Origin of the sequence: Paenibacillus sp. FSL M7-0420 (assembly GCF_038002345.1) — a bacterium.
In the GTDB taxonomy this organism is placed as follows: Bacteria; Bacillota; Bacilli; order Paenibacillales; family Paenibacillaceae; genus Paenibacillus_AQ.
Map to the genome: position 1 here is coordinate 2,972,257 of NZ_JBBOCJ010000001.1, position 26,536 is coordinate 2,998,792.

At 54.7% G+C, this 26,536-nt stretch carries 23 protein-coding genes and 1 pseudogene; 20 read left to right on the forward strand and 4 right to left on the reverse strand.

Translation table 11 applies throughout. The features are described 5' to 3' along the window. The first annotated feature begins 196 nt into the window (after positions 1 to 196). The 11 genes from coaBC to spoVM all read left to right on the forward strand — a co-directional run bounded on the left by coaBC (position 197) and on the right by spoVM (position 13,237). A complete protein-coding gene (coaBC, locus tag MKX51_RS12470) occupies positions 197 to 1,429 on the forward strand; it encodes a bifunctional phosphopantothenoylcysteine decarboxylase/phosphopantothenate--cysteine ligase CoaBC (protein ID WP_340992584.1) in 1,233 nt (410 codons plus the stop codon). Further along, complete coding sequence (gene priA / locus MKX51_RS12475) at positions 1,429 to 3,960, forward strand: primosomal protein N' (RefSeq protein ID WP_340992585.1); 2,532 nt, start codon at positions 1,429 to 1,431, stop codon at positions 3,958 to 3,960. The genes coaBC and priA overlap by 1 nt, the downstream gene beginning before the upstream one ends. A 122-nt stretch (positions 3,961 to 4,082) precedes the next feature. Continuing rightward, positions 4,083 to 4,568 (forward strand): peptide deformylase, encoded by a 486-nt coding sequence (gene def / locus MKX51_RS12480; RefSeq protein WP_340941326.1) that lies wholly within the window; start codon positions 4,083 to 4,085, stop codon positions 4,566 to 4,568. Between the two features lie 5 nt (positions 4,569 to 4,573). After that, the gene (fmt, locus tag MKX51_RS12485; protein WP_036729402.1) at positions 4,574 to 5,515 is read left to right on the forward strand and encodes a methionyl-tRNA formyltransferase; all 942 of its coding nucleotides are present in this window, start codon (positions 4,574 to 4,576) and stop codon (positions 5,513 to 5,515) included. After that, on the forward strand, positions 5,512 to 6,999 hold the full coding sequence (gene rsmB / locus MKX51_RS12490; RefSeq protein WP_340992586.1) for a 16S rRNA (cytosine(967)-C(5))-methyltransferase RsmB: 1,488 nt from the start codon (positions 5,512 to 5,514) through the stop codon (positions 6,997 to 6,999). The genes fmt and rsmB overlap by 4 nt, the downstream gene beginning before the upstream one ends. 152 nt (positions 7,000 to 7,151) lie before the next feature. Next, positions 7,152 to 8,192: a 23S rRNA (adenine(2503)-C(2))-methyltransferase RlmN gene (gene rlmN / locus MKX51_RS12495; protein ID WP_340992587.1), complete on the forward strand. Its 1,041-nt coding sequence runs from the start codon at positions 7,152 to 7,154 to the stop codon at positions 8,190 to 8,192. 6 nt (positions 8,193 to 8,198) lie between these two features. Continuing rightward, positions 8,199 to 8,975, forward strand: a complete 777-nt coding sequence (locus MKX51_RS12500) for a Stp1/IreP family PP2C-type Ser/Thr phosphatase (RefSeq protein WP_036729396.1) — start codon at positions 8,199 to 8,201, stop codon at positions 8,973 to 8,975. Further along, on the forward strand, positions 8,972 to 11,236 hold the full coding sequence (pknB, locus tag MKX51_RS12505; protein WP_340992588.1) for a Stk1 family PASTA domain-containing Ser/Thr kinase: 2,265 nt from the start codon (positions 8,972 to 8,974) through the stop codon (positions 11,234 to 11,236). Before MKX51_RS12500 ends, pknB begins: the two co-directional genes overlap by 4 nt. 125 nt (positions 11,237 to 11,361) lie before the next feature. Continuing rightward, positions 11,362 to 12,267 (forward strand): ribosome small subunit-dependent GTPase A, encoded by a 906-nt coding sequence (gene rsgA, locus MKX51_RS12510; protein ID WP_036729391.1) that lies wholly within the window; start codon positions 11,362 to 11,364, stop codon positions 12,265 to 12,267. A gap of 4 nt (positions 12,268 to 12,271) precedes the next feature. Then, positions 12,272 to 12,940 (forward strand): ribulose-phosphate 3-epimerase, encoded by a 669-nt coding sequence (rpe, locus tag MKX51_RS12515; RefSeq protein WP_340941319.1) that lies wholly within the window; start codon positions 12,272 to 12,274, stop codon positions 12,938 to 12,940. Positions 12,941 to 13,156: 216 nt separating this feature from the next. Continuing rightward, a complete protein-coding gene (spoVM, locus tag MKX51_RS12520; RefSeq protein ID WP_020431362.1) occupies positions 13,157 to 13,237 on the forward strand; it encodes a stage V sporulation protein SpoVM in 81 nt (26 codons plus the stop codon). Positions 13,238 to 13,410: 173 nt separating this feature from the next. Here the strand turns inward: spoVM and rpmB are convergent, their stop codons facing one another. Then, on the reverse strand, positions 13,411 to 13,599 hold the full coding sequence (gene rpmB, locus MKX51_RS12525) for a 50S ribosomal protein L28 (RefSeq protein WP_076074411.1): 189 nt from the start codon (positions 13,597 to 13,599) through the stop codon (positions 13,411 to 13,413). Between the two features lie 191 nt (positions 13,600 to 13,790). On the opposite strand from rpmB, the gene MKX51_RS12530 reads away from it, so the two are divergent. The 5 genes and pseudogenes from MKX51_RS12530 to MKX51_RS33185 all read left to right on the forward strand — a co-directional run. Continuing rightward, positions 13,791 to 15,575, forward strand: a complete 1,785-nt coding sequence (locus MKX51_RS12530) for a DAK2 domain-containing protein (protein WP_340992589.1) — start codon at positions 13,791 to 13,793, stop codon at positions 15,573 to 15,575. Between the two features lie 70 nt (positions 15,576 to 15,645). After that, on the forward strand, positions 15,646 to 16,506 hold the full coding sequence (locus MKX51_RS12535) for a DegV family protein (RefSeq protein WP_340941317.1): 861 nt from the start codon (positions 15,646 to 15,648) through the stop codon (positions 16,504 to 16,506). Between the two features lie 15 nt (positions 16,507 to 16,521). Next, positions 16,522 to 18,573 (forward strand): ATP-dependent DNA helicase RecG, encoded by a 2,052-nt coding sequence (gene recG, locus MKX51_RS12540; protein ID WP_340941316.1) that lies wholly within the window; start codon positions 16,522 to 16,524, stop codon positions 18,571 to 18,573. A 66-nt stretch (positions 18,574 to 18,639) separates the two neighbouring features. Next, positions 18,640 to 18,927 (forward strand): stage VI sporulation protein F, encoded by a 288-nt coding sequence (locus MKX51_RS12545; protein ID WP_340992590.1) that lies wholly within the window; start codon positions 18,640 to 18,642, stop codon positions 18,925 to 18,927. A gap of 350 nt (positions 18,928 to 19,277) precedes the next feature. Then, positions 19,278 to 19,573: pseudogene (locus tag MKX51_RS33185) on the forward strand (transposase); the annotation flags it as partial. 729 nt (positions 19,574 to 20,302) lie between these two features. Here MKX51_RS33185 and MKX51_RS12560 read toward each other — a convergent pair. Then, positions 20,303 to 21,175 carry a YitT family protein gene (locus tag MKX51_RS12560; RefSeq protein ID WP_340941311.1) on the reverse strand — a complete coding sequence of 291 codons (873 nt, stop codon included), beginning with the start codon at positions 21,173 to 21,175 and terminating at the stop codon, positions 20,303 to 20,305. 61 nt (positions 21,176 to 21,236) lie between these two features. Next, positions 21,237 to 21,611, reverse strand: coding sequence for a hypothetical protein (locus tag MKX51_RS12565; RefSeq protein WP_340992591.1), 375 nt, complete (start codon positions 21,609 to 21,611; stop codon positions 21,237 to 21,239). A 183-nt stretch (positions 21,612 to 21,794) separates the two neighbouring features. Between MKX51_RS12565 and MKX51_RS12570 the strand changes: the two genes are divergently transcribed. Next, complete coding sequence (locus tag MKX51_RS12570; protein WP_340992592.1) at positions 21,795 to 22,211, forward strand: DUF2500 domain-containing protein; 417 nt, start codon at positions 21,795 to 21,797, stop codon at positions 22,209 to 22,211. 148 nt (positions 22,212 to 22,359) lie between these two features. Here the strand turns inward: MKX51_RS12570 and MKX51_RS12575 are convergent, their stop codons facing one another. Continuing rightward, entirely contained in the window at positions 22,360 to 23,295 is a 936-nt protein-coding gene (locus tag MKX51_RS12575) for a C40 family peptidase (RefSeq protein ID WP_340992593.1), read from the reverse strand. 326 nt (positions 23,296 to 23,621) lie between these two features. Here MKX51_RS12575 and MKX51_RS12580 point away from each other — a divergent pair, with 326 nt between their 5' ends. The 3 genes from MKX51_RS12580 to MKX51_RS12590 all read left to right on the forward strand — a co-directional run bounded on the left by MKX51_RS12580 (position 23,622) and on the right by MKX51_RS12590 (position 26,477). Continuing rightward, complete coding sequence (locus tag MKX51_RS12580) at positions 23,622 to 24,698, forward strand: ABC transporter substrate-binding protein (protein ID WP_340941307.1); 1,077 nt, start codon at positions 23,622 to 23,624, stop codon at positions 24,696 to 24,698. Between the two features lie 68 nt (positions 24,699 to 24,766). Further along, a complete protein-coding gene (locus MKX51_RS12585) occupies positions 24,767 to 25,696 on the forward strand; it encodes an ABC transporter permease (RefSeq protein WP_340941306.1) in 930 nt (309 codons plus the stop codon). Then, positions 25,683 to 26,477 (forward strand): ABC transporter ATP-binding protein, encoded by a 795-nt coding sequence (locus MKX51_RS12590; protein ID WP_076074433.1) that lies wholly within the window; start codon positions 25,683 to 25,685, stop codon positions 26,475 to 26,477. The genes MKX51_RS12585 and MKX51_RS12590 overlap by 14 nt, the downstream gene beginning before the upstream one ends. The last annotated feature ends 59 nt before the right edge of the window (positions 26,478 to 26,536 follow it).

The following is a 26,536-nucleotide window of genomic DNA, read 5'->3' on the forward strand; positions in this document are numbered from 1 at the left end:
ATAATGGCCCGTACCGGGCTGTTCCTGACAACCGGAAGGTTGTTATTTTTTTCTCTATATATAAGGATCATTTGAAGCGCAGGCTTCTTTTAGCGTAAATATGACATAACGAAGCCGTAAATATGAAGATTTTCATTTCTTCTTTTCATAGCAGAATATAGAATGGGTGCAGATTGAGGAACGGAGGGAGATCAGATTGAAGAGCTTACAAGGGAAGTCGATTATACTCGGAATTACCGGCGGGATTGCTGCGTATAAGGCCGCGGCGCTGACCAGCAAGCTTACCCAGAAGGGCGCCGAGGTGCATGTCATTATGACGTCATCGGCCAAGCAGTTCATTACGGAGCTGACGCTCCAGTCATTGTCGAAGCAGCGGGTGTACAGTGATACGTTCCAGGAACGCGATCCGTCCTCGATTTCACATATTGATCTGGCGGATGCCGCCGACCTGGTCCTGATTGCGCCGGCTACGGCCAACATTATTGCCAAGATGGCCCACGGGCTGGCAGACGACATGCTGTCCACCACGCTGCTTGCCACAACAGCGCCTATTATGGTAGCTCCGGCGATGAATGTTCATATGTATCAGCATCCGGCGGTCCTCAGCAATATGGATATCCTTTATAACAGAGGCGTTCAGTTTATTGAGCCCGGTGAAGGGCTGCTGGCCTGCGGGTATGTGGGCAAGGGACGGCTGGAGGAGCCGGAAGAGATTGTGAAGGTGGTTGAGAACTTTTTTGTACTGCAGAAGGAGAAGACCTCCGGACCGCTTGCGGGTAAAAAAGTGGTGATTACCGCAGGAGGCACGGTAGAACGTATTGATCCTGTCCGTTATATCTCCAATGATTCCTCGGGTAAAATGGGCTTCGCCCTCGCGCGCGCCGCGCGTGCCATGGGTGCTGCGGTGACGCTGATTGCCGCGCGTACCGATGAGGCGCCCCCCCGTGATGCCGGTATCGATCTGATCCGTGTCCAGTCAGCACAGGAGATGCACGATGCAGTCATGGCCCGCTGGAGTCATTGCGATATTCTTGTGAAAGCAGCGGCGGTTGCGGATTACCGTCCACGCGAGAGCAGTGACTCGAAGATTAAGAAGAGCGGCAGCACCATGACGCTTGAGCTGGTGAAGACGACTGATATTCTGGAGAGCCTGGGCAGAATCAAGGACAAGCAGTTCCTGATCGGCTTTGCCGCCGAGACCGGAAATGCCGAGGTCTATGCCAAGGACAAGCTGGTCCGAAAGAACCTCGATCTGATTGTAGCCAATGATGTGGCCATGGAGGGTGCGGGATTCGGCACGGATACCAATATTGTCAAAGTGTATGATGCCGAAGGCCTGGTGCTGGATCTTCCGCTGGCTTCCAAGGATGAGGTGGCGCGCCGGATTCTGCGGCTGGCGGCTGAGCGTGTTGCCGGAGCCTTATTATAATGGATATTGCCAAGGTCATTGTCGATGTTCCTGTACGCAGCACCGACCGGCCGTTTGACTATATTATCCCGGATGCTCTGAAGCTGTGGATTGAGGTGGGCAGCAGAGTCGCTGTTCCGTTCGGCCCCCGTACGGTTCAGGGGTTCGTAGTGTCCCTGGAATCAGGGGAGACCGGCAGTGTCTCCCGGATGAAGCCGATTGTTGAAGTACTGGATCTGCTTCCTCCCCTATCGCCGGAGTTGGTTGAGCTGGCCGACTGGATGAGCCAAAGATACGCCTGCAGACGGATCTCCGCACTGCAGGCGATGCTTCCGACTGCCCTGAAGGGCAAAGCCGAGCGTTTGATCTCGCTTGGAGATACAGAGGAAGCGTCCAGCGCTCCCACAGATGAGCTGTTTCCGCTCTTTCTTGAGGCGGACAACGAAGAACAGCAGATCATTGACTTCGTTAGGCGTCACAGCGAAGTATCCATGAAGCTGCTGACCCGTACCTTCCCCGAGGCTGCGGAGACGGTTAAGTTCATGGTGCGGCGCGGAGTCCTGGCAGAGAGCCAGTCGATCAAGGATAAGATGGGCAAAAAGAAGCTTAAGGCCGTCGACCTGGCTATTGGCTTGTCAGCAGCCCGGGAGTCGCTCTCCAGCTTCCCGGCGCGTTCAGCGCGCCAGAAGGAAGTGCTCTCCTACCTGATTGATATGGAAGCGATGCTGCCGATGCCGCTCAAGGATATTCTGGCGATCCTTCAGGTTACTGCGGGTACGGTCAAGACGCTTGCGGACAAAGGGTATATAGAGATCAGCGAAATCGAAGTCTACCGTGATCCCTACCGGGGACGGGACTTCAAGCCTAGCACCCCGCTTCCGCTGACAGCGGAGCAGGAGGCTGTCTATAAGCGGATTGTGGGCACTGTCGGGCAGCAGACGCATGAAGTCTTCCTGCTGCATGGGGTGACCGGCAGCGGGAAGACGGAAATCTATCTGCAGACGATCCAGCGCTGCATTGAGCAGGGTCGGCAGGCAGTGGTGCTGGTGCCCGAGATTGCACTGACTCCGCAGATGGTGGAACGGTTCAAGGGCCGGTTCGGCAGCGGGGTGGCGGTGATGCACAGCCGGCTGTCTGTGGGTGAACGCTATGACGAGTGGCGGAAGATCCGGGAAGGCAAGGCAATGGTTGCGGTGGGAGCCCGCTCTGCGGTGTTTGCCCCGTTCGCCAATCTGGGTCTGATTATTATGGATGAAGAGCATGAAGGATCATATAAGCAGGAGGAGAATCCGAAATACCATGCCCGTGATGTGGCTGTCCGCAGGGCAGAGCAGGGCGGGGCCGTGGTAATTCTGGGCTCTGCAACACCTTCACTGGAGAGCTATCATGCCGCCAGATCGCAGAGTGACATCCACTTCTCGCCGATTCTGCTGGAGATGCCGAGCCGCGCACTGGGCAACGAGCTGCCGAAGGTGGCTGTCGTTGACATGCGTGAGGAGCTGAAGGAAGGTAACCGCTCCATGTTCAGCCGCAGTCTGCATGCCGCTCTGGTGAGCAGGCTGGAGCGTGGCGAACAGACAGTGCTGCTGCTCAACCGCAGAGGCTTCTCGACCTTCGTCATGTGCCGGAGCTGCGGCTACGTTGCTGGCTGCCCGGAATGCGATATCTCGCTGACCTATCACAGCCGCAGCGACAATCTGCGCTGCCATTACTGCGGGCATGCAGAACCTGCGCCCAAGGTATGCCCGGAATGCGGCAGTGAGCATATCCGCTTCTTCGGGACAGGCACACAACGGGTAGAAGAAGAGCTGGGCAAGCTGTTCCCTGGTATCCGGGTGATACGTATGGATGTGGACACGACCACGGAGAAGGGCTCGCATGAGAAGCTCCTGAACCAATTCAGGGACAAGAAGGCCGATGTGCTGCTGGGTACACAGATGGTCGCCAAAGGACTCGACTTCCCTGATGTAACACTGGTTGGGGTCATTACTGCGGATTCTGCGCTCAATCTGCCTGATTTCCGGGCGGCGGAGAAGACCTTTCAGCTCTTGACGCAGGTTGCCGGCCGTGCGGGCCGGCACCAGCTCCCCGGCGAGGTGGTGGTCCAGTCGTATACACCGGAGCATTATTCGATTATCCACGCCAGCGGGCATGATTACCGTTCATTCGTCCGGGACGAGCTGAAGCACCGCAAAGAGCTGCATTACCCGCCGTATTGCCGGCTGATTCTGGTTACCCTGTCGCATGAGCAGCTTCCGCTGCTGCTGAAGCTTGCAGAGAACTATGCGCTCAGCATTCAGGGCAAAGCCAGACAGCTGCGCTGGTACGGCAGCCTGGACAAGCTCTCCTCGGATGCGCTGGATCTGCTGGGACCGGTCGCCTCGCCGCTGCCCCGGCTGAAGGGGCGTTACCGGTTCCAGTGCATTATCAAATGGCGCGGTGCGATTGACGCCATTGCACTGGCCCGCCAGGTGGCGGAGGAGCTGGAGGATTCTGTCCGCGATAAGGGACTGCAGATCAGCATCGATGTCGATCCGCAGATGTTGATGTAATTCCCGGGCGTGTTACAATGGTAAGGCGGTTTTGCCCTGCCGTTTCGGCAAGAAATAGAAGGATAATGTATAGCGTGAGACATATACATTCTTATATTTGAACAAGGATGGTGTTAGTGTAAATGGCAATCAGGCTGATTGTGAAAGAACCGGATGAAGTATTGCACAAAAAAGCGAAGACGGTAACCACCGTTACCCCCAATGTACAAAAACTGCTCGATGATATGGCAGATACGATGTATGACGCGGAAGGAGTAGGTCTCGCAGCTCCGCAGGTAGGAATCCTGAAGCGGCTGATTGTAATCGATGCCGATGAGGAGCATGGATTGATCAAGCTGATCAATCCCGAGATTCTCAGCATGGAGGGGGAACAGTTCGGACCCGAAGGCTGCCTGAGTATTCCCGGCCTGAACGGGGATGTCCGCCGTGCGGAGACAGTAACTGTACGTGGCCTGAACCGCGAGGGCGAGGAAGTGACCATTACCGGAAGCGGCCTGCTGGCCCGGGCTTTTCAGCATGAGATCGATCACCTGAATGGCGTGCTGTTCACAGACATTGCTGAGAAGGTCTATGAATACACAGCAGAACGCAGTGAAACTGAGGAGTGAATGAAATGAGAATAGTGTTCATGGGAACACCGGCCTTTGCAGTCCCCTCCCTGCGGATGCTGCTAGAAGAGGGCTATGAGGTAGTGGCTGTGGTGACTCAGCCGGACCGGCCGCAAGGCCGCAAGAAGACGCTGGCCCCATCCCCGGTGAAGGCGGCTGCACTGGAGCTGGGACTGCCGGTCCTTCAGCCCGAACGGCTGCGCCGCCCTGAATCGGTGGCTGAGCTGGCGGCCTATGAGCCGGATCTGATTGTTACCGCCGCTTATGGACAGATTCTTCCGAAGAGCGTTCTGGAGCTGCCGGCGAACGGATGTGTGAATGTTCATGGCTCACTGCTGCCCAAGTACCGGGGCGGTGCTCCGATACAGCGCTGTATCATGAACGGCGAGAAGGTGACCGGTGTGACGCTGATGTATATGGCGGAAGGATTGGACACCGGAGATATGATCTCGCGGGTGGAGGTAGCGATAGAGGATGACGATACTTCAGGAACGCTGTTCGAGAAGCTAAGCGTGGCCGGACGGGAGCTTCTCAAGGCAGAGATGCCGCGACTGGCTGCCGGCCGTGTAGAAGCTGCCGTGCAGGATGACAGTGAAGCAACCTATGCGCCGAATCTAAACCGGGAAGATGAACGGATCGACTGGAGCCGGGGCTCGCTGGAGCTATACAACCAGATTCGCGGCCTGGTGCCGTTCTCGGGTGCGTTCACCCTGTGGAACGGCGAGACCTTCAAGGCATGGGCGGCGGTGAAGCCGCAGGCGGAGGAACAGCCGGGCGGTAGCGCGGCTCCGGGCACCGTGCTGTCCGTGAGCGAACGCGGCGTTGAGGTGAAGACCGGTGACGGGACGCTGCGGCTTACAAGCGTCCAGCCTGCCGGCAAAAAAGCCATGAGCGCAGCCGACTTCAGCCGTGGTGCAACCCTCGCACCCGGCACGGTGCTCGGTTGAGCGCGGGCGGTAAGGGAGGCGGCGGACCGCGTCCGCGTACTTCCGGCAATCAGCCTGCGGCCTCCGGCACAAAGCCTGCCCCCGGCAGAACCGGCGGAGCGGGCCGGAATCGGCCGGGCGGCAAGCCTGCTGCGCCAGCTTCTGCGCGGGAGGTTGCTCTTGATATTCTGGTGCGCGTAGAGCAACAGGGTGCTTACAGTAACCTGTTGCTGGGAAGCAGCCTCCAGAAAGCGGACCTCAGCCGGGAGGATACGGGACTTGCTACAGAGCTGGTGTACGGAACCCTCTCACGGATGATTACCCTCGATTATGTTCTCAGCAGCTTCGTCAGCAAAGGGATGGCCAAGCTGGAGCCCTGGGTACGGAGTCTGCTGCGGTTAAGCCTGTATCAGATCATGTATCTGGACCGGGTTCCTTCGCATGCAGCCGTTAACGAGGCTGTGAATATCTCCAAGCGACGCGGCCATCAGGGCATCTCGGGTATGGTCAATGGCGTGCTGCGCAGTGTGCTGCGGGCGGGAGAGCTGCCGGTCTTGCCTGAGGGGCTGAGCCGGGAAGAGCGGATCTCCATCCTGCACTCCCATCCCCTGTGGATGGTGCAGCGCTGGTCGGCGGAATACGGCCCGGATACGGCAGAAGCCATGTGTGCGGCGAATAATGAGCCGCCCGCAGTCAGTGTGCGTGTCAATACAACGATGATTAGCCGGGAGGCCATGCTGGCAGAACTGCTTGAAGCCGGTCTGGATGCCGCAGAATCGAAGGTGAGTCCTTCCGGGCTGGTCATCAGAGGCGGCGGCAATCTGGCGCTGACCTCCTGGTACCGGGACGGCTATCTGTCCGTTCAGGATGAGAGCTCCATGCTGGTAGCCGAGGTTGTCGCTCCCGAAGCCGGGATGAAGGTGCTGGACTGCTGCGCTGCCCCCGGCGGCAAAAGCGCCCATATGGGCGAGCTGATGAAGGACGAAGGCTCCATATTGGCCAATGACCTGCATGAGCATAAAGCGGGGCTGATTGCCGAGCAGGCAGCACGCCTCGGCCTGGAATGCATTACCACCGCAAGCGGGGATGCCCTGGAGCTGGGTGCAGCCCTCCAGCCGGAATCCTATGACCGGATTCTGCTGGACGCTCCTTGCTCGGGGCTTGGGGTCATCCGCCGCAAGCCTGACTTGAAATGGCGTAAGCAGCCGGAGGATATTGCCAGCGTAGCTGCGTTGCAGCTTGAGCTGCTGCAATCAGTCTCCGGGCTGCTGAAGCCGGGAGGCGTGCTGGTCTACAGCACGTGTACTACCGAGCAGGCGGAGAACAGCCGGGTTGTCGCTGCTTTCCTGGAGCGCAATCCCGGCTTCGCGCAGGTCAGCTTCAAGTCAGCCGTCTGGGAGCGGCTGGAAGGAACCGCGCTTGCTGCCGGTGACGGCATACAGCTGCTCCCGCATCATTATGGCAGCGACGGCTTCTATATTGCCCGGCTGGAGCGACTCTTGTAATATACTGATTGTGCTTCAGGACTACAGCTTCCCGCCCGCAGAATCCTCCGCGCGGCGGGCTTTTCTTTTACCGGTTCTGAGTTTTGTGTTAAAATAGGAAGAATGAGAAACAATACGCATATAATTTATGAAAGCACAGGTGCAAAAATACAATGAAACCTTTAATATATGATTTTTCTTTAGAAGAGTTGCAGCAATGGGCCAAGGACAACGGAGAGCCGGCTTTTCGCGGCGGGCAGATCTTTGACTGGCTGTATGTGAAGCGGGTCAATGACTTCGAGTCCATGAGCAACCTCTCCAAGGCACTCAGAGCCAAGCTGTTTGATCAGTTCAGTATTTCGGCACTCACCGAGATTACGAAGCTGGAGTCCAAGGACGGCACCGTGAAATTCCTGTTCGGTCTGCATGATGATCATGCGATTGAGACAGTTATTATGAAGCATAATTACGGCAACAGTGTGTGTGTGACCACCCAGGTAGGCTGCCGGATCGGCTGTACCTTCTGTGCCTCTACCCTTGGCGGTCTCAAGCGGGACCTGACTGCAGGGGAGATCGTTGCCCAGGTTGTCCGTTCCCAGCAGATCCTTGATGCGCGCGGCGAACGTGTAAGCAGCATTGTCATTATGGGTACAGGCGAGCCCTTCGAGAACTATGATGCAACCATGAGATTCCTGCGTCTGATGATCCATGAGAAGGGCCTGAATATTGGCCAGCGCCATATCACCGTATCCACCAGCGGAATTGTGCCGAACATCTACAAATTCGCGGATGAAGATACACAGATTAATCTGGCGATCTCGATTCACGCTCCTAACGATACGCTCCGTTCCAAGCTGATGCCGGTGAACCGCCGTTATCCGTTCGACGATGTAATTGAGTCCCTGCGCTACTATCAGGCTAAGACAGGCCGCCGGATCAGCTTCGAGTACGCCTTGATCGGCGGCGTGAATGATCAGAAGGAGCATGCAGAGGAGCTGGCGGGTGTGCTCAAGACCATGCTCTGCCATGTGAACCTGATTCCGGTCAATCATGTGCCTGAGCGCAAGTATGTCCGGACTTCCCGCAATGATATCTTTGAATTTCAGCGTATACTGGCCGATCATGGCGTGAATGTTACCATCCGCCGTGAGCAGGGCCATGATATTGCGGCCGCATGCGGACAGCTGCGCGCCAAACATATGGAGTTGGGGTGAGGATATTTGATCAGAACAGTTCAAGCCAGCGACATTGGCCGGGTACGTACCGTCAATGAGGATTCAGTCTGGATCGGCGCTACGCGCCACGGTTATACCCTCGGCATTATTGCCGACGGGATGGGGGGGCATCTGGCTGGCGATACCGCGAGCAGGCTTGCACTTGAGACGGTCAGGGGTATTCTGGACCAGCTGGAGCCTGATCTCCCGGAGGCAGAGCTGAAGGAAGCGCTGACTACCGCCATCATGGAAGCCAATAACACAGTTCACAGAGAAGCTCAGAGCGATGAGAAGCTCCATAATATGGGGACCACCATCGTTGCTGCACTGCTGAAAGGGTCGGCAGGCTATATCGGCCATATCGGAGACAGCAGGGCTTATCTGATCCGGGACGGTGAAGCCAGGCAGCTAACCGAGGACCATACGCTGGTGAATGAGCTGTTCAGGAACGGCCAGATCAGTCTGGAGGAGCTGGATAATCATCCGCGCCGCAATGTGCTTACCAGGGCGCTGGGGACGGATACAGTGGTATCCGCGGATCTGGCATATGTTACGCTTGCAATTGGTGAGCTCCTGCTGCTGTGCAGTGATGGACTCAGCAATTATGTCAGTCTGGAGCATCTGGGCAAGGTAGCCGGAATCAATGAAATATCTCTGGAAGAAAGAGCAGAGCGATTACTTCAACTGGCATTGCTTGCGGGCGGCAGCGATAATATAAGCGTTGCTATGCTGGAACACCAAGGAGAGGCCGCAGTGCCCGAGACAAAGGAGTGGGAAAGATGATCGGTCACGAATTGGGCGGCCGTTACCAAGTCATCGAACGGATCGGCGGAGGAGGCATGGCGCTTGTCTATAGAGCCCATGATATTCTGCTTAACCGGAATGTTGCTATCAAAGTACTGCGCAATCAATTTGTGCATGATGAGGAATTCATCCGCCGGTTCCGGCGGGAGGCGCAATCAGCTGCATCATTATCTCATCCCAACGTAGTCAGCATATACGATGTCGGCCAGGAAGATGAAGTCCATTATATCGTTATGGAATATATTGAAGGCAAGAACCTGAATGAGATTATCAAAGAGCGGGCACCGATGCAGGTGGATGAATCCGTGCGGATTGCCTCGCAGATTTGTGATGCGCTGGATCATGCGCATATGAACCAGATTATACACCGCGATATTAAGCCTCATAATATTCTGATCGGCCGTAACGGGCGGGTTAAGGTTACCGACTTCGGGATCGCCCGGGCCGTTACCTCCACGACGATTACCCAGACAGGCTCTGTGGTCGGTTCTGTGCATTATTTCTCGCCGGAGCATGCCAAGGGCGTAACTACAGGCGAGAAGTCGGACCTCTACTCCCTGGGCATCGTACTGTATCAGATGCTTACGGGTGTATTGCCTTTCTTAGGGGAGAGTCCGATCAGCGTGGCGCTGAAGCATCTGCAGGAGGAATTCGAGGAGCCGCGACTGCTGAATCCGTTGATTCCGCAAAGCGTGGAGAATGTAATCCTGAAGTCGATGCGCAAGAACCCGGAGGAGCGCTACCAGTCTGCCAAGCAAATGCTGCAGGATCTGGAGACCTGTCTGCTGCCTGAACGGCGCAGCGAAGCCAAGATGCTGTTCCAGGACGATGATGATGAGGACAGAACACGCATCATTCCGGCGATCAAGCCGCTGCAGCGCGGGCTAAGCAGCCGTGGCGGCGGAGAGGAGCGAATCCGCAGTATGGAGGAAGCTCCGCCGCCTGCTGCTGTGAAGCGCAAGGGCCGTGCAGCGCTGTGGATCAGCCTTACGCTGGTCGTGTTAATCGCCATGACCGGAATTGTATGGTATGTCAATTCCAAGCTGTCGGTCGATGAAGTCTCGGTGCCTGCGGTGACGGGGAAGACCTTCCAGGAGGCCAAGGCTGAGCTTGAGGCTGTGGGGCTGTTTGCCGAGGAGCCTGCGCTGGTTGAGTATAATCCTAATTTCGAAGAGAATATTGTCTGGAAGCAGAACAAGACCAATACGATGGTCAAAGAAGGAACTCATATTATCCTGACGGTAAGTGCTGCCAAGGTATTGCCTAAGCTTAAGGATGTCTCTAACCTGAGTTATGACGATGCCGTCAAGGAGTTAATCGCGCTTGGCATAGCCCAGAGCAGAATCACTCCTGATGAACGCTTCAGTGAGGAATTTGCCAAGGGTAAGGTCATTAGCTCTGAGCCTGCCGCAGACACTGAATATGATCCTGAGACGGTAACCGTCAAGCTGATCGTGAGCAAAGGCAAAGAGAGCACCCAGATGCCGGATCTCATCGGGAAGACGGAGAAGGAAGCCAAGGCTGCGCTGGAGAGTGTAGGTCTAGTGCTGGATGCGGTCAAGGAAGAGCCAAGCTTCACTTACAAGAAGGGTGAGGTTACGAAGCAGTGGGCCTATGAGGCAGGGGATCTGGTCCCTCCAGGCGAGAAGATTACGATCTACATCAGCACAGGGTACCCGCCGGAGGCTCTGGAATTTACGTTCAATGTTCCGGTTGCACCGGTTGCAGACGGCAAGAAGAGCAAGATCCGTATTGTGTTTGCGGATGCACGCAATGGAGGCGAGAACCAGGAGTGGGGCACGCGCACGATTGGCAAAAGCCAGACCCTATCCGTGAACATGCTGCTTGCCCCTAATAAAGACGGCATGGTATCTGTATACCGGGACGGGGAGTTCCTGGAGACTTACCCGATCACCTATGTGGATGTCAAGAATAACACGGTGCAGCAGCCTGAACCGCCTCCGGTGGAGACACAGACGCCTGCACCGACAGTTGCTCCTACCGAGCCTGTTCAGCCTACTGAGACTCCGGCTCCCGAGCCGACAGCAGAGCCGGCGATTATTCCGCCGGACACTGGAGAAGGAGAGGTGACGGGCGAGACGGACCAGACGGGTTATGTTCCGGGTAACGGACAGAATAACAATGAGCTGGCTTCTGCCCTCAGCAAGGGTAACAGTAAGGGAAAAGGTAACGGTAAGGGCTCTGACAACAAGCCCGGCAAGGATAAAGGCTCTAAATAATAGAACAGAGATAAGCTTCAGCCGGGCTGCCGGGAATACGGGCAGGGCTGAAGCAGCGAAATGACCCGGGGTTCTACACACTTGGGTCATTTGCGTAAATATCAGGAGAGGAAGGCTCAGCATGTATGCCTGAAGGAATCATAATCAAAGCGTTAAGCGGATATTACTATGTTAAGCCACTCAAGGATGAACAGATTGTAACTGAGGAAGAGGCGGTACAGTGCCGGGGGCGCGGCATTCTGAAGAAGAAAGGAATTGCGCCGCTGGTCGGTGACCGGGTAATCTATGTGCTGACCGAGAACGGAGAGGGCATGGTAGATGAGCTGCTTCCCCGTGAATCGGAGCTGATCCGTCCGCAGGTGGCTAACGTGAAGCTCGCGGTGCTGCTGTTCTCCGTGCGGGAGCCGGATATGAATCTTAATCTGCTGGACAAGTTCCTGGTTCATATCGAGCATTCCGGCCTGGAGACGCTGATTGTGCTCACGAAGCAGGATCTGGCCGATGATGAAGGTCAGGCTACGGAAGCCGTCAAAGCTCTATATGAGCAGATTGGTTACGAGGTCATGGTCACAAGCTCGCTGAACGGATCAGGTGCGGATGAGCTGCGTCAGCGTCTGGCCGGTATCATCAGCGTCTTCTCGGGACAGTCGGGCGTAGGGAAGTCCACACTGCTCAACCGCCTTGTACCGGGCCTGGCGCTGGAGACAGGAGAGATCAGCCTCCGTCTCGGGCGCGGACGGCACACCACACGCCATGTAGAGCTGATGGATATAGGTAATGGAGGATTTGTGGCCGACACTCCGGGCTTCAGCCAGCTGGATTTCCTGGAGCTGGGAGTGGATGAGCTGTCCGTGTGCTTCCGGGAGTTCGCCTCTTATGCGGAGAATTGCAAATTCCGCGGCTGCAGCCATCTGCACGAACCGGGCTGCAAGGTGATAGAAGCCTGGAAGTCCGGGGATATTGCAGATAGCCGTTACGAGCATTACAAGCTGTTCTTTAATGAAATGAAAGATAAAAAGCGGAGGTACTAAACTTATGGTGAAAATTGCTCCTTCCATATTGTCAGCAGATTTCGCAGCGCTGGGCGCAGAGGTGGCCGAAGCGGAAGCCAGCGGCGCGGACTGGATTCATGTAGATGTGATGGACGGACATTTTGTGCCGAATATTACGCTGGGTCCCGCGATTGTGTCCGCGGTGAGATCCCATACTTCTTTACCTCTGGATGTACATTTAATGATTGAGAACCCGGAACGCTATATCGCTGATTTTGCGGCAGCGGGCGCTTCTGTGATTACGGTACACGCCGAAGCCTGCGTACATCTGCATCGTGTAATCCATCAGATCAAGGAGCTCGGCCTGATGGCAGGGGTGGCCATTAATCCGGCTACGCCGGCTGCTGCGGTGCGTGAGGTTCTGGAGGATGTGGATATGGTGCTTGTGATGACCGTCAATCCGGGCTTCGGCGGGCAGGCCTTCATTCCGCGCACCCTGCATAAGATTACGCAGCTCCGGGAGTGGGCTGAAGAGATCCATCACAAGGGTCTGCTTATCGAGGTAGACGGCGGAGTAGCCGAAGCTACGGCACCGCTTGTAGCTGGAGCAGGGGCGGATGTGCTTGTGGCAGGTAATGCAGTGTTCGGCCGCAGCGACCGCGCAGGAGCGATCAGGGCCATTCGAGAGGCGGCGGACAGCGCTGTCCGGTAATAGGTGATGACGCCCATTTACTATGGAACGAATTGACCCTCAATCTGCTGCATTCGCATACGGAAGGTATAGGCCAAGTTGTGGTCGCATAAATATGGTTACATGAGCAGAAATCTCATGTAGCCTTTTTTGCGGAGGTCTGCAATCGATGGTATATTCTTCATCTAGACAGGATAGTCTCCTACTGCACGGCATGAATTGATGGGAGGGTTAACTATGAAATTTTATACGTTCAAGCTGCCAAGATTTTTGGGAGGTTTTGTTAAAGCGATTTTGAACACGTTTCAGAAGAGTTAGGTTAAAGAAGACAAGTAAATATGAAAAAAAGCACCTTACGAATGTAAAGGGTGCTTTTTGCTACAAATATAATATCTCTTCTATTCTCGCTGAAACGGATACCGTCTATGAAAGGACGGCATGTCCGTTTCTACTTGGTATGAGATACCGCTAGGCCCGGCAATGACCGGATACTAGACGCGTTCAACTTTACCGGATTTCAAAGCACGGGTGCTGACGTACACGCGTTTCGGTTTGCCGTTCACCAGGATACGAACCTTCTGAACGTTAACTCCCCAAGAGCGACGGTTGCGGTTGTTAGCGTGAGACACGTGGTTACCGCTGCCCGGTTTCTTGCCTGTTACTGTACATGTGCGGGACATAGATTACACCTCCTTGTTACTTACACCTGCGTAAAACAATACTTGAATATCATATCACAGCAAAAATTGCTTCGTCAACCGATTCAAAAACATTTATTTCTGTAGACTCTTATAGTACAATATAAATTAGTGCATTATGTCCAGTTGATCATCGAATTGATTAGGCATGAAGTTAGGAAGGGGAATTCTCATTGAGTAAGCGTTCTATAAACGGGACAGATTTTACCGCAATGGTACTAGCCGGTGCGGAAATGCTGCAGCAGCATGCCGAGCATGTCAATTCATTGAATGTGTTTCCGGTGCCGGATGGCGATACGGGCACGAACATGAATCTGACCATGACCGCAGGCGCGAACGAATTGAAGAGAAACAACACAGCCTCTGTCGGTCAATGTGCGGGAGTGCTGTCGAAGGGACTATTGATGGGCGCGCGGGGGAACTCCGGCGTTATTTTGTCACAGCTGTTCAGAGGTCTTGGACGTTATGCGGCCCAATATGATGAGCTTAATACACAGCAGTTCGCTGCAGCACTGCAGACCGGGGTAGATACCGCCTATAAGGCAGTGGTGAAGCCGGTTGAAGGCACCATTCTTACGGTTGCCAAGGAAGCTGCAAGACATGCAGTGTATTATGCACGCCGCACAACGGATATTATCGAGCTGATGACCGAAGTCCTTGCCAAAGCCAAGGAAGCCTTGGCGCATACACCTGAGCTGCTGCCTGTGCTGAAGCAGGTGGGCGTGGTGGATTCGGGTGGCCAGGGTCTGGTCTACATCTATGAAGGCTTCCACCAGCATCTGACCAGCGGAGCAGTCTCAGCACCTGTACAGACTCCTGTGCAAGGACAAGCTGCGGCCCCTGTATCTGTGCCGGCGCCGCTGCTAACCAAACCTGAGCATGCGTTGTCCTCCGTACAGTCTTCCGCGCAATCACAGCTCCATACGGAAGACATTGAATTTTTATATGATATGGAATTTTTCATTAACCGTCAGCTTGGCGCAGCCGTGAAAGCGGATTTTGATGAGGAAGCTTTTCGGAAAGCGTTATCAGTTAACGGGGATTCGATCATCGTCATCTCAGATGATGAGACAATCAAGGTGCATGTGCATTCCAAGACTCCCGGAGAGGTACTTAACCTGGCGCTCGTCCACGGGGAGATTACCCAGATTCACATCCTTAACATGCGTGAGCAGCACCGCGATCTGTTGACTGCCGGTATGGACATCGCACCGATGCCGGATGTCTTCGCCGATATCCCGGAAGAGAAGGCCAGCGTTCAGGCGCCGGCGGTTCCTCCTGCGGATGATCTGGCGCCGTACGGCTTCATTGCGGTCTCCTCGGGAGACGGAATCTCGGATATCTTCCGCAGTCTGGGTGTCGATGCGATCCTGGCCGGCGGCCAGACGATGAATCCCAGCACAGAGGATTTCGTGAATGCGATCTCTTCCATTTCGGCGAAGCATATCTACATTCTGCCGAATAACTCCAATATCGTCCTGGCTGCGCAGCAGGCCAAGGAGCTGCTGGAGGGCGAACGTGAGATTACAGTGATTCCAAGCAAAAGTATCCCCCAGGGGATCTCGGCTGCCTTTGCCTTCCAGGAAGAGGATGCGGTTGATACCAACACCAGCAATATGCTGGAGGCGATTGCCCAGGTCAAATCCGGACAGATTACCAATGCTGTACGGGATACCGTAATGGAGAATCTGGAGATCAAATCCGGTCAGTATATCGGCATCGAGAGCTCCAAGATTGTTGCAGCTGCCGATGATTTGTTTACGGTCAGCAAGCAGCTGCTGTCAAGCATGCTGGTGAATGGTGACGAGATCGTTACTGTGCTGACCGGTGCAGACACCGAGGCGGATATTACGGATGCCCTCGGCAGCTGGCTGGAAGAGACGTACCCGCAGGTTGAGGTAGAGATTCATGAAGGCGGCCAGCCGCTGTACTATTATCTTTTCTCAGTTGAGCCGTAGAATCTCTTACTCTTAAGTGCCCTAATCAAGCAGAGTGGAACAGCCAAATCATAGTATGGGGAGGAACATTATGAATCGTACCGTAATCGTTACCGACAGCACCTCCGATATCCCGCCTGCTCTGGCGGAGCAGTACGGCATTGAAGTCGTTCCGCTGACGCTGATGTTCGGCGAAGAGGCATTCCGGGATAATGTGGATATGACTCCGGAACAGTTCTACGAGCGTCTTCCCCGCTCGCCGCAATTGCCGACCACTTCGCAGCCGTCTCCTGTAGAATATATGAATGTGTACCGCCGTATACAGGAGCAGCATCCGGGCAGCTCAATCCTGTCCTTCCACATCTCCTCCGGCTTAAGCGGCACCTACCAGTCTGCTGTCATGGCCAAATCCATGCTTGAAGAGGAGGGAGAAGCTATCACCGTGGTAGATAGCCTCTCCGCCTCATACGGCTTCGGGTTCATGGTCGTGGAAGCCGCCCGGCTGGCGGAAGAGGGGCATGCTCCTGCTGAGATTCTGGCGAAGGTGGAGAGTCTGCGCCAATCCCGCAAGCTGTATTTCCTTGTGGATACACTGGAATATCTGCAAAAGGGCGGGAGAATCGGCAAGGCATCGGCCATCCTGGGTACGCTGCTCAATATCAAGCCGATCCTGTCCATTGATGCGGAAGGAATTATCTATGCGGTAGAGAAGGTCAGGGGACGCAAGAAGGCAGTCGCCCGCATGATCGAGCTGTTCAAGGCAGATCTGCCGGGTGTGAATACAATACATGTGGCCGTGGGTCATACAGCTGAACCGGCTTCCGGCGAAGAGTTCCTGCGGGAATTAGCCGGACATTTCACCTTGAAAGAGAAGGTTCTGACCAATGTCGGCCCTGTCGTGGGCAGCCATGTCGGGAACGGAACCTTAGCCGTATTCATCTGGCCCGCCTAAGTATAGGGGATGAACATGGTGCTTACTTTGGATTCAATTGAAGTGAAACAAATAACTGGCGTGAGCGCTCAAAAGCAAAGTGAGCTTCACGCCTTTGGCGTCTTTACAGTGAAGGACTTGCTGGAGTATTACCCTTTCCGGTATGAGGATTTCCGTCCGAAATCTCTCAGTGAGGTCAAACACGGCGATAAGGCGACCGTAGTAGCCAAGGTCATCGGTATTCCGGTGCTCCAGCGCTTCGGGGGCAAGTCCCGCATGAGCTGCAAGATGGTGGCAGAGCCGTGGATGTTCACTGCTACGTGGTTCAACCAGCATTATGCGCGTGAACAATTGACGGTCGGCCGTGAAGTGGTGCTTACGGGGAAGTGGGACCAGAAGCGCAATCAGATTACGGTGACTAACTATGAATTCCCGGACCGGGGCGAAGGCAAGACAGGAACACTGCAACCGGTATACTCAATCGGGGGCAAGATTACACAGTCCTGGATCCGCCGAATTATTGGCCAGGCTCTGCAGCAGTACGGGGACCTGATCCCGGAGATTCTGCCGCACAGCATTATGCGCAAATATGACTTCATGTCACGCAAGCGGGCCATTGCCACGATCCATCAGCCGGAGGATACGCGCGAGGGGCAGCAGGGAAGACGCCGGATGGTGTATGAGGAGCTGTTTCTGTTCCAGCTCAAGGTACAAGCCTTCCGCGTGCTGAACCGCGGCCGGATGGATGGTGTGGTTCATACGGTGGACAATGCAACCGTAAGACAGTTCGTGCGCAGCCTGCCGTTTGAGCTGACCGATGCCCAGAAGCATGTGGAGCTTGAGATTCTGCAGGATATGCGTTCAGGGTATTGTATGAACCGGCTGCTTCAAGGCGATGTGGGCTCCGGCAAAACCGTACTCGCAGCGATTGCGCTCTACGCGACTGTAAGATCCGGATTTCAGGGTGCGCTGATGGTCCCGACTGAAATCCTGGCAGAGCAGCATATGCGCTCGCTCACGAGGATGTTCGAGCCGTTCGGCATCACCGTGGGCTTGCTGACCGGGAGCGTATCCGGCCGCAAACGGAAGGACCTGCTGGCCTCTCTACAGATGGGGATGCTGGATGTGGTTGTCGGAACCCATGCGCTGATTCAGGAGGATGTCTTCTTCCGCAGCCTGGGGCTTGTGGTTACGGATGAGCAGCACCGCTTCGGGGTGAATCAGCGCAGTGTTCTGCGGCGCAAGGGGTACAACCCGGATGTGCTGACGATGACCGCCACTCCGATTCCGAGGACGCTGGCGATCACTGTCTTTGGCGATATGGATGTGTCTACGCTGTCCGAACGGCCGAAGGGGCGTGTGCCGATCACCACCTACTGGGTGAAGCCGGATCTGATGGAGCGGGTGATGAACCTGATCAGCCGCGAGATCGGGCAGGGGCGGCAGGCTTATCTGATCTGTCCGCTGATTGAGGAGTCGGAGAAGCTGGATGTGCAGAATGCGATTGATCTGCATGTGCAGATGTCGCAGGCTTTTCCGGACTATAAGGTGGGCTTGCTTCACGGGAGAATGACGCCGTCTGAGAAGGATGAAGTCATGCGGAACTTCTACAGTAACGAACTGCAGCTTCTGGTGTCTACAACGGTCGTAGAGGTCGGTGTCGATGTCCCGAATGCTACGCTGATGATCATCATGGACGCTGACCGCTTCGGGCTGTCTCAGCTGCATCAGCTGCGCGGCCGGGTCGGCAGAGGGGAGCATGCTTCCTACTGTGTGCTGATGGCTGATCCGAAGTCGGAGATCGGGCGCGAGCGGATGACCGCGATGACAGATACGGATGACGGGTTCGAGGTATCAAGGCGGGATCTGGAGCTGCGGGGACCGGGGGATTTCTTCGGGACGAAGCAGAGCGGCCTGCCGGAATTCCGTCTGGCGGATATGACTGCTGACTTCGAGACGCTTGAGCAGGCGCGCGATGATGCCGCTGAGCTGCTGCGGGAGGCTTCATTCTGGACCTCGGCGGATGTTGCGCCGCTGCGCGGGTATTTACAGCAGGAACAAATTTTCCAGGGGGATTTAATTGACTGAACAGGCACATCCGGGCACCTGCCCTCATATACTGTGAATGATTGGATATGACAGGAGGTGCTGTACTTGGGTTATCAGCAATATGGAATCAGTCCCCAGCTGGTGGATCGCATCAAGCTGAAGATGAAGAATCCGGCGGTCAAGGAACGCGTCAAGAATATGATTACCGGCATCTCCAAACAGGAGCTGCAGGATACAGCAGTCGTGCGCAAGCTGGTGCGTAATGCCTCGGCGGTGATGCATGAGAAGCTGACGAACGCACAGGAAGAACAAATTGTGAAATTCGTCATTGCCCAAAAGATTGATCCGAACAATACGTTTCACCTGATCCGCTTATGGGGGATGTTCCGCTGACAAATAGCGGGATTCAGGAATCTCCGATAGGTTTGTAATCCAAAAAGGGGATGTCCATAGCCATGAACTGGCTGGGGCACCCCTTGTTTTGGGGTTGGATGGACGTTTACGCTCGGTGAGGACGCTCCGCGAACGAAACGTTGTTACAATCGCTGTACTCGTAAGAATTTTTTTCATTCCCCTTAGCGGTGAAAATCCGGAGACTGCTGATGCTTCCGAAGCGAGCTTTCCTGCGGAAAGCTTTCAGGCGACCGCTATCGCTTTTCCGCGGGTCATTTCGTTCTCTCCGCTGTTTAAGCGGGAAATGGACCATGGACCAACTTTGCTTGCCAATGGATCTTGAATAAGATATTCCTGAACATCACCTCGTTCGTGTCGTGAATGCCGCAGTTCATCGGCTGGATGACGCCATCTTTGACGCGGCCTACCCTGGTGGTGGCCGTGACAGCTACCATCCCAAAATGCTGATCAAAGTCATCATTTACGCCTACACCCAGCGAATCTATTCTTCTCGTCAAATCGCCAATCCGTCCGGGAGAACCTCCTCTTCATGTGGCTCGCCGGACGGCAGCGGCCAGACTTTCGTACTTTGAATCGTTTCTGTTCCCAGCGGATGAAGACCGTTCTCGAAACCGTATTTACAGCCGCACATGGAACAAGCACGGCAGCGTGCCCATAATGTATTAAACCAAGCTGCAAATGACCAATTGCATGTTAAGTTTGAATAAGATATAGGTTTTGTTGATCGAAGCAGGAACTTAAAAGGTTTGGGTGTTTCGTATCCCGCTTAAACAGCGGAGAGGACGGAACGATTGTGGAAAAGCGACAGCGGTCGCCTGAAAGCTTTCCTCAGGAAAGCTCGCTTCGGAAGCATCAGCAGTCTGCGGATTTTTACCGATCAGGGAAATAAATAAAATCTGGAGACCACAGCGATTGTAACAACGGTCCGTTCGCGGAGCGTCCACCCAAGTGCCCACGTTGATCCTATTCCTCACTCAAAAAGGAGCTGTCCCAAGTAGCCATTTCACGGCTTTTGGGACAGCTCCTTTTTACTTGTTATATAGGAAACTATAGTTTCCTGCTGCTGTGGAAAAGGTGAGTGTAGATTTGTGGATAGTAGAGGGGCATTTGAAACAAATGTATGTGAAAAACAGCATATATTGTGCTCGCAAGCAGGCATATGGACCAAATGTATGTGAAAAACAGCATACATTATGTTCTCAAACAGGCATACGGTCTAAATGTATGTGAAAAACAGCATACATTATGTTCCCAAGCAGGCATATGGACCAAATGTATATGAAAAACAGCATACATTGTGTTCGCGCGAAGGTAGTTAATTCATCCGTTTCGCCACCCTGGAAGCCCATACAGCTCAGCCGGGCGGCTTATTGCGGAACAGAGCACGAATCCGGTTGTTCCGCGCGGCATTGATCACAATCTTGCTATCCTGATCACAGTCATGCACGATAGAGGCGAGCTGTTCTTCCTCCAGCCTGCTTGCCAGGCAGAAGACCGTACCAGGCTCGCCCTCCGGTCCTGTGGATCTTACGAGCTTCACCTCGCGGTCCAGCGACTGCTGGAGCTTGCGGCGGATCTCCTCGCATTTGCTGCTGGTAATAAAGACCGCCTGCGTGAGCGAGAGGTCCCTTAAGGAGAACCGCAGCGCTTCAAAGGCAAGCAGATACGCAATGATACTGTACATCGCCTGATCCCAGCCGAATAATGATCCGCCGTAGAGCAGGATGAGCATATTGAACAGCATAATCGGCATCTCAGCCGATTTGGGCGGCCCTCCGTTCAGCAGCCGGACGCTCTGCTTCTCGCTTCCGGCGGTCAGCCCTCCGAAGCGTACAGAGATGCCCAGGCCGAACCCGAGACATAGCCCCCCGGCAATAGCTGCGGGCAGCGGCTCGCTGATTGCCGCCGGGAAATGGTGCAAGGCCAGAGACCCTGCCGTCAGACAAATTAGGCCAAGCATCGTATACAAGGCAAAGCGGAGATTAATCTGCCTGCGCGACATCAGAATAAAGGGAAGGTTGAACAGGAACAGGAATAATCCAAGCCGCATTTCGGTCACATGGGACAGCAGGGCGGATAATCCGGCAATGCCGCCCGGAAGCAGCTTATGCGGCATCAGGAACAGCTCCAGACCAACGGCTGCAAGTAATCCTCCGCCTACAATGGACAGCAGACGCAAGGTCTTGGAATAACGTAAGGGTGCAGCATTTCTATATCTGACTCTCATAAGATTTCCTCCTTTCAGCAGGAAACCGGAATTTGTGTTGCGGATTACGGCGCTTGCAGCTTCATTCAGCGTACAGCCGTACTCCTACGAAATGTGAATTATATTTCAGCGGAAGCAGCAGCCGCCGCTTCAGCAAAATGTAAATGAAGGGGAGCAGCGATACACAGAGCAGCAGCCCGGGAGGTCCGGACTCCAGCGTCAGCGGGTTCTCACGGGGAGCAAGCCGGACGGCCTGGGTGTCATAGATCTGCGTATGATGCACGCGCACTGGCTGGGCCAGCTTATGCTCATAGCGGTCCGGCCTTACAGAATGCATCTCAGGCTCTTGTTCCTGCAGCATCTGGAGGGCCATGATCAGAAAAGTCAGCAGCAGCACCGGAAGAAACACAGCCTTCAGCAGATCCAGCAGCGTCAGACGCGTCCAATCTCTCCTCATGAGAACACCCCCCTTTTTGTAAATTGTAGTTAAAGCATATCATAGGATCTTAGCAGGACCAAATATAATACGCTATTATTTCAAGGCCTGCGACTGAGGAATAACGAAACCGGAGCTGCTACGCTGCGTATTCTCTAGTAAATTGAACTTTTTGTGAAAAAATGATCGGAAGGAGCAGTTAATTTGCATAATGCAGGCGTATTTAACGGTTTGTACCCGGCAGCGGCCAGCAGCCAGAGCGGATTTTTCACGGAGGGGCCATTCTTGTTAAAGCTCATTCTGCTGCTGATTGCGGGCGTTGTTGCTTACACGATTTGGAGAGGACTCAAGATCTGGATGACGAACCAGACCAGCCCTCTGCAATCAAGGGTAGTTACGGCTGTTGCCAAACGGACAGAGGTCTGGGGCGGAAGAGGGCATATGGGGACGCATACGAGTTATTATGTGACCTTTGAATTCCATAATGGCAGCCGCAGAGAGCTTGAAGTGAAGCCGAGGGCGTATGCCATGATTGTTGAGGGGGACCGGGGGGAGCTGTCGTACCAGGGCAGCCGGTTCAAAGGATTCGTGCGGGCAGGGATGCAGAGGGATAGCGGGTGATTGTTGAAGCGAACGGAGAATCTCTGCATGAAGAGCTGGAAGTAACCTTTGGAATAACATTTATTTGCAGCAAAAAAATGCAAGGAAGCGGACCTGTCGCTAAGTGAGCGAGCCCGGGAAAGCTTCCTTGCATTTATTGTGTCCGGGTCTAGAGTACGCGCTGCATGTGCAGAATTACGTTGCTCCAGTATCCGCTGTCCAGCTCACTGATCTGCACGCCGGGGTCACCCCAGGTGTGAATGAAATTCCCGCCGCCGATGTAGATACCGACATGACCGGGAACCGCGTCGCTCTCGAAACGTCCGGGTACGGTGAAGAAGATCAGATCGCCGGGCTCCAGCGAGCTGCGCGATACCCGTCTGCCGATATTGTCCTGATCTTTGGCCAGCCGGGGCAGATCCACCCCGAATTTCTGAAAGACATGGCGTGTAAAGGACGAGCAGTCGAAGCGCTTGGTCTCCTCATAGGAGCCAGCACCGAAATCGTAGGGGACACCGAGAAATTTCTTGGCATAGGCGACCAGCTCTCCCGTGTCCACATTTGATACACTCTGAATCCGCAGCGGCTTTGCAGCCTCCACCTTGCCGGAGTCCTCTGTACTCTCCCTTTCGGAAGGGGTTGCGATGTTAATCTCGCCGGTGCCGGGATTCCAGCCGACCTCTGTCTGCAGCAGCTTGGACAAGGCGGTGGGGGTGATATAGATTTGACCTTCACGGCGGACGGGGACATCGGGAAGGGTGATGTGCTGGCCTAATGAGAATGCCTGGCTGGAATCCGGCCGCAGCATATACATGACATCACTATAGCCGAGCTTGGTATAGCCGCCGCTTGCCGTGTCATCCTTCATCCGGAAGCCGATGGAAGCGACAGCCGGTTTGAGCGGAATCCAATACTTGCCTTCCTTGTCGGTAAAAGAATTCTTCTCATAATAGCTGCCTGCGAACGTTCCGGTTGGCGTCAGTGAGTTAACCTTGGGAGTGCTGTCCTTGCTGGTGTAGCTGCAGGCGGTTGTTCCGGCAATGGCGGTAGCAAGGATGGCGGAGGATAATAAAATTTTGCTGGTACGCAGATTGATTATTGGCATGGGGCACGCTCCATCTTCAAACTTTAAGGTAAGTTTGTGCAGGACCGCTTTTTTTATGTGCTGCAGGCCTTAGCAAACAATGTCAAGAGAAACCACAGATTGTTGAAGCGGGGAGACACTCATTGTGCGTATTTTGTAAAATATGGACCTTACTTAAATGATTGACGGGAAATCAACCTACATATAATATATGTTTAATAGATTCGGGGAGCAGATGGGGACAGGGTGCGGGCCTTCGCTTTAATGCTTTTAAAGATGAAAGCGATAATGCTGGACCGCTAGCCCAGGTTCTCGCGCTGAACCCGTACAAGAAGAGGGGTAATCTGATGAAGACGAAGAAGATTTGGATGGGGCTAAGTATGGCCTTGATGCTCGTAGCTGCCGGTTGCGGGAACAATAATGCAGCAGTGAAGAATGACGCGGGCACCGGGAATGCCCCGGCCGCAGCGACGGAAGCTCCAGCCTCAAATGCAGGCTCCGGCGATGCCAAATCCTATAAGATTGCCATCTCGCAATACGTGGAGCATCCGTCACTGGACGCTACCCGTGAGGGATTCCTGGCTGCGCTGAAGGATGGAGGGATTGTTGAAGGGGAGAACCTGAAGGTGGATCTTCAGAACGCTCAGGCAGACCAGGCGAACAACCTGTCCATTGCCCAGAAGATTGCCGGCGACAAGAACGATCTGGTGCTGGGGATTGCTACACCTTCGGCTCAGGCTGTCGTACAGAATGTTAAGGACACTCCGATTCTGTTCGCTGCGGTAACCGACCCTCTCGATGCCAAGATTGTCAGTGATCTGGAGCATCCCGGAGGTAATGTGTCAGGCGCATCGGATACCAATCCGGAGTCGATTACCCGCCTGATGAACTTCATTGCGACGCAGTTCCCCAAGGTGAAGAAGTTGGGCCTGGTCATTAATGAAGGGGAGCCCAATGCTGTAGTTATGGCAGATATCGCCAAGGGTGAGCTGGACAAGCACGGGATCGAGCTGGTGAAGGCGGCGATTACGAACACTTCGGAAGTGAAGCAGGCTGCGGAATCGCTTGTAGGGCGCGTCGATGCGCTGTACATTACACTCGATAACTCCGTTGTCAGTGGCGTAGACGCGATTATCCAGACGGCTAACGACAACAAGCTTCCGTTCTTCTCGGCAGACCGTGATACGGTGGAGAAGGGTGCTTTTGCTACAGTAGGCTTCAAATACTATGATCATGGCTATCAGGTCGGCCAAATGGCGGTAGAAGTGCTTAAGAACGGAAAAAGTCCCGGTGATATGAAGGTGACGATGCAAGAGAAGTTGGACTTGGTCCTTAATCTCAAGGCGGCGGCAGCACAGGGAATTGAAGTAACGGATGCTATGAAGGCTGAAGTGGCTGATCCGGGCAATAATATTATTCAATAACCTACAGAGTTCATAAACAGGGTGCGTCCGAGCTGGGCGCCCTTTGCCGCTTGAGGAGGAAGTCAGCAATGTATAATTCATTAATCGGGGCTCTGGAAATGGGCCTGCTCTACGCATTCATGGCACTTGGGGTGTATATTACCTTCCGTATTCTGGATTTTCCCGATCTGACAGTGGATGGAAGCTTCACAACAGGCGGCGCAATTGCCGCAGTGATGATCGGTAACGGGTATTCTCCGCTGCTGGCGACCTTATGTGCGCTGCTCGGCGGAATGGCGGCAGGGATGTGTACCGGGCTGCTCCATACCAAAGGGAAAATCAACGGGCTATTGTCCGGCATTCTGATGATGATTGCCCTCTATTCGATCAATCTGCGGATTCTGGTGAAGCCGAATGTCTCCCTGATGGGGGAGGATACGTTATTCAGCTCCATCAATCCTCTGCTGGTCATGCCGTTTATCGTCGTGCTGGTCAAAATCCTGATGGATCTGTTCCTGCGTACCGATCTGGGACTGGCCCTGCGGGCCACCGGTGACAACTCGCGGATGATCCGCAGCTTCGGAGTGAACACGGATACAACAACCATTCTGGGGATCAGCCTGTCGAACGGGCTGGTGGCGCTCTCAGGCGCACTGATCGCCCAGTATTCTACCTTCGCAGATGCCTCGATGGGAATCGGGATGATTGTCATCGGGCTAGCGTCGGTAATTATCGGGGAAGCGATCTTCGGTGCGAAGAACGTCTTCCGGGCGACACTGGCTGTGCTGCTCGGCTCAATCGTGTACCGGATCGTTGTCGCTCTGGCCCTCCGGGTATCTTGGCTCAAGGCTTCCGATCTGAAGCTGATCACCGCAATTATCGTCATTATTGCCCTCGTCTTCCCGTCGGTTCAGCGGTATGTGAAGCAGAAGAGCACGGCCCGCAGACGGACCGCAGAGCTTGCCGAGCTGGCTCAGCGCAGCAAGCAGAGAGGAGGGGCCGATAGTGTTAAAGCTTGATAATGTATGTAAGCTGTTCAACCCCGGCTCGCCGGATGAGAAGGTCGCGCTGCTGGGGATTGATCTTGAACTGAACGCCGGGGATTTCGTAACGATTATCGGCAGCAACGGTGCCGGCAAATCTACGCTGATGAATATTATCTCAGGTGTGATGAAGCCCGATCTGGGGGAAGCGCGTATTGAGGGCAGCTCGATTAGCCATCTGGCGGAATATCAGCGCGCACGCTGGATCGGCCGGGTCTTCCAGGACCCGATGGCCGGGACTGCGCCGCATATGACGATTGAGGAGAACCTGGCCATGGCCTACAAGCGGGGTAAGCCCCGCGGGCTGTCCTTGGGTGTCAATGCGCACAGACGCACACTGTTCCGCGAACAGCTCAGCCGCCTGGGCATCGGCCTGGAAGACCGGCTGCGCGCCAAGGTGGGACTGCTCTCAGGAGGCGAGCGGCAGGCGCTGAGCCTGCTGATGGCGACCTTCACCCAGCCGCAGATTCTGCTGCTGGATGAGCATACAGCTGCGCTGGACCCTTCGCGCGCCGAGCTGATCACCACCCTTACGGAATCCATTGTCCGTGAGATGAAGCTGACTACGCTGATGGTTACCCATAACATGGATCAGGCGATCCGCCTGGGTAACCGGCTCATCATGATGGATAAAGGCTCCATCATCCTCGATTTCGATGAGACGCGCAAGAAGGATCTGACGGTTGAGCGTCTGCTTGGCGAATTCGAAGCGATCAGCGGCCATAAGCTGGCCGACGACCGGATGATGCTGGGCTGATTTACGGCTTATCATTCATGTATGTTAGGGCTTGATCTGCCGCCGGTTAAACCGGCAGC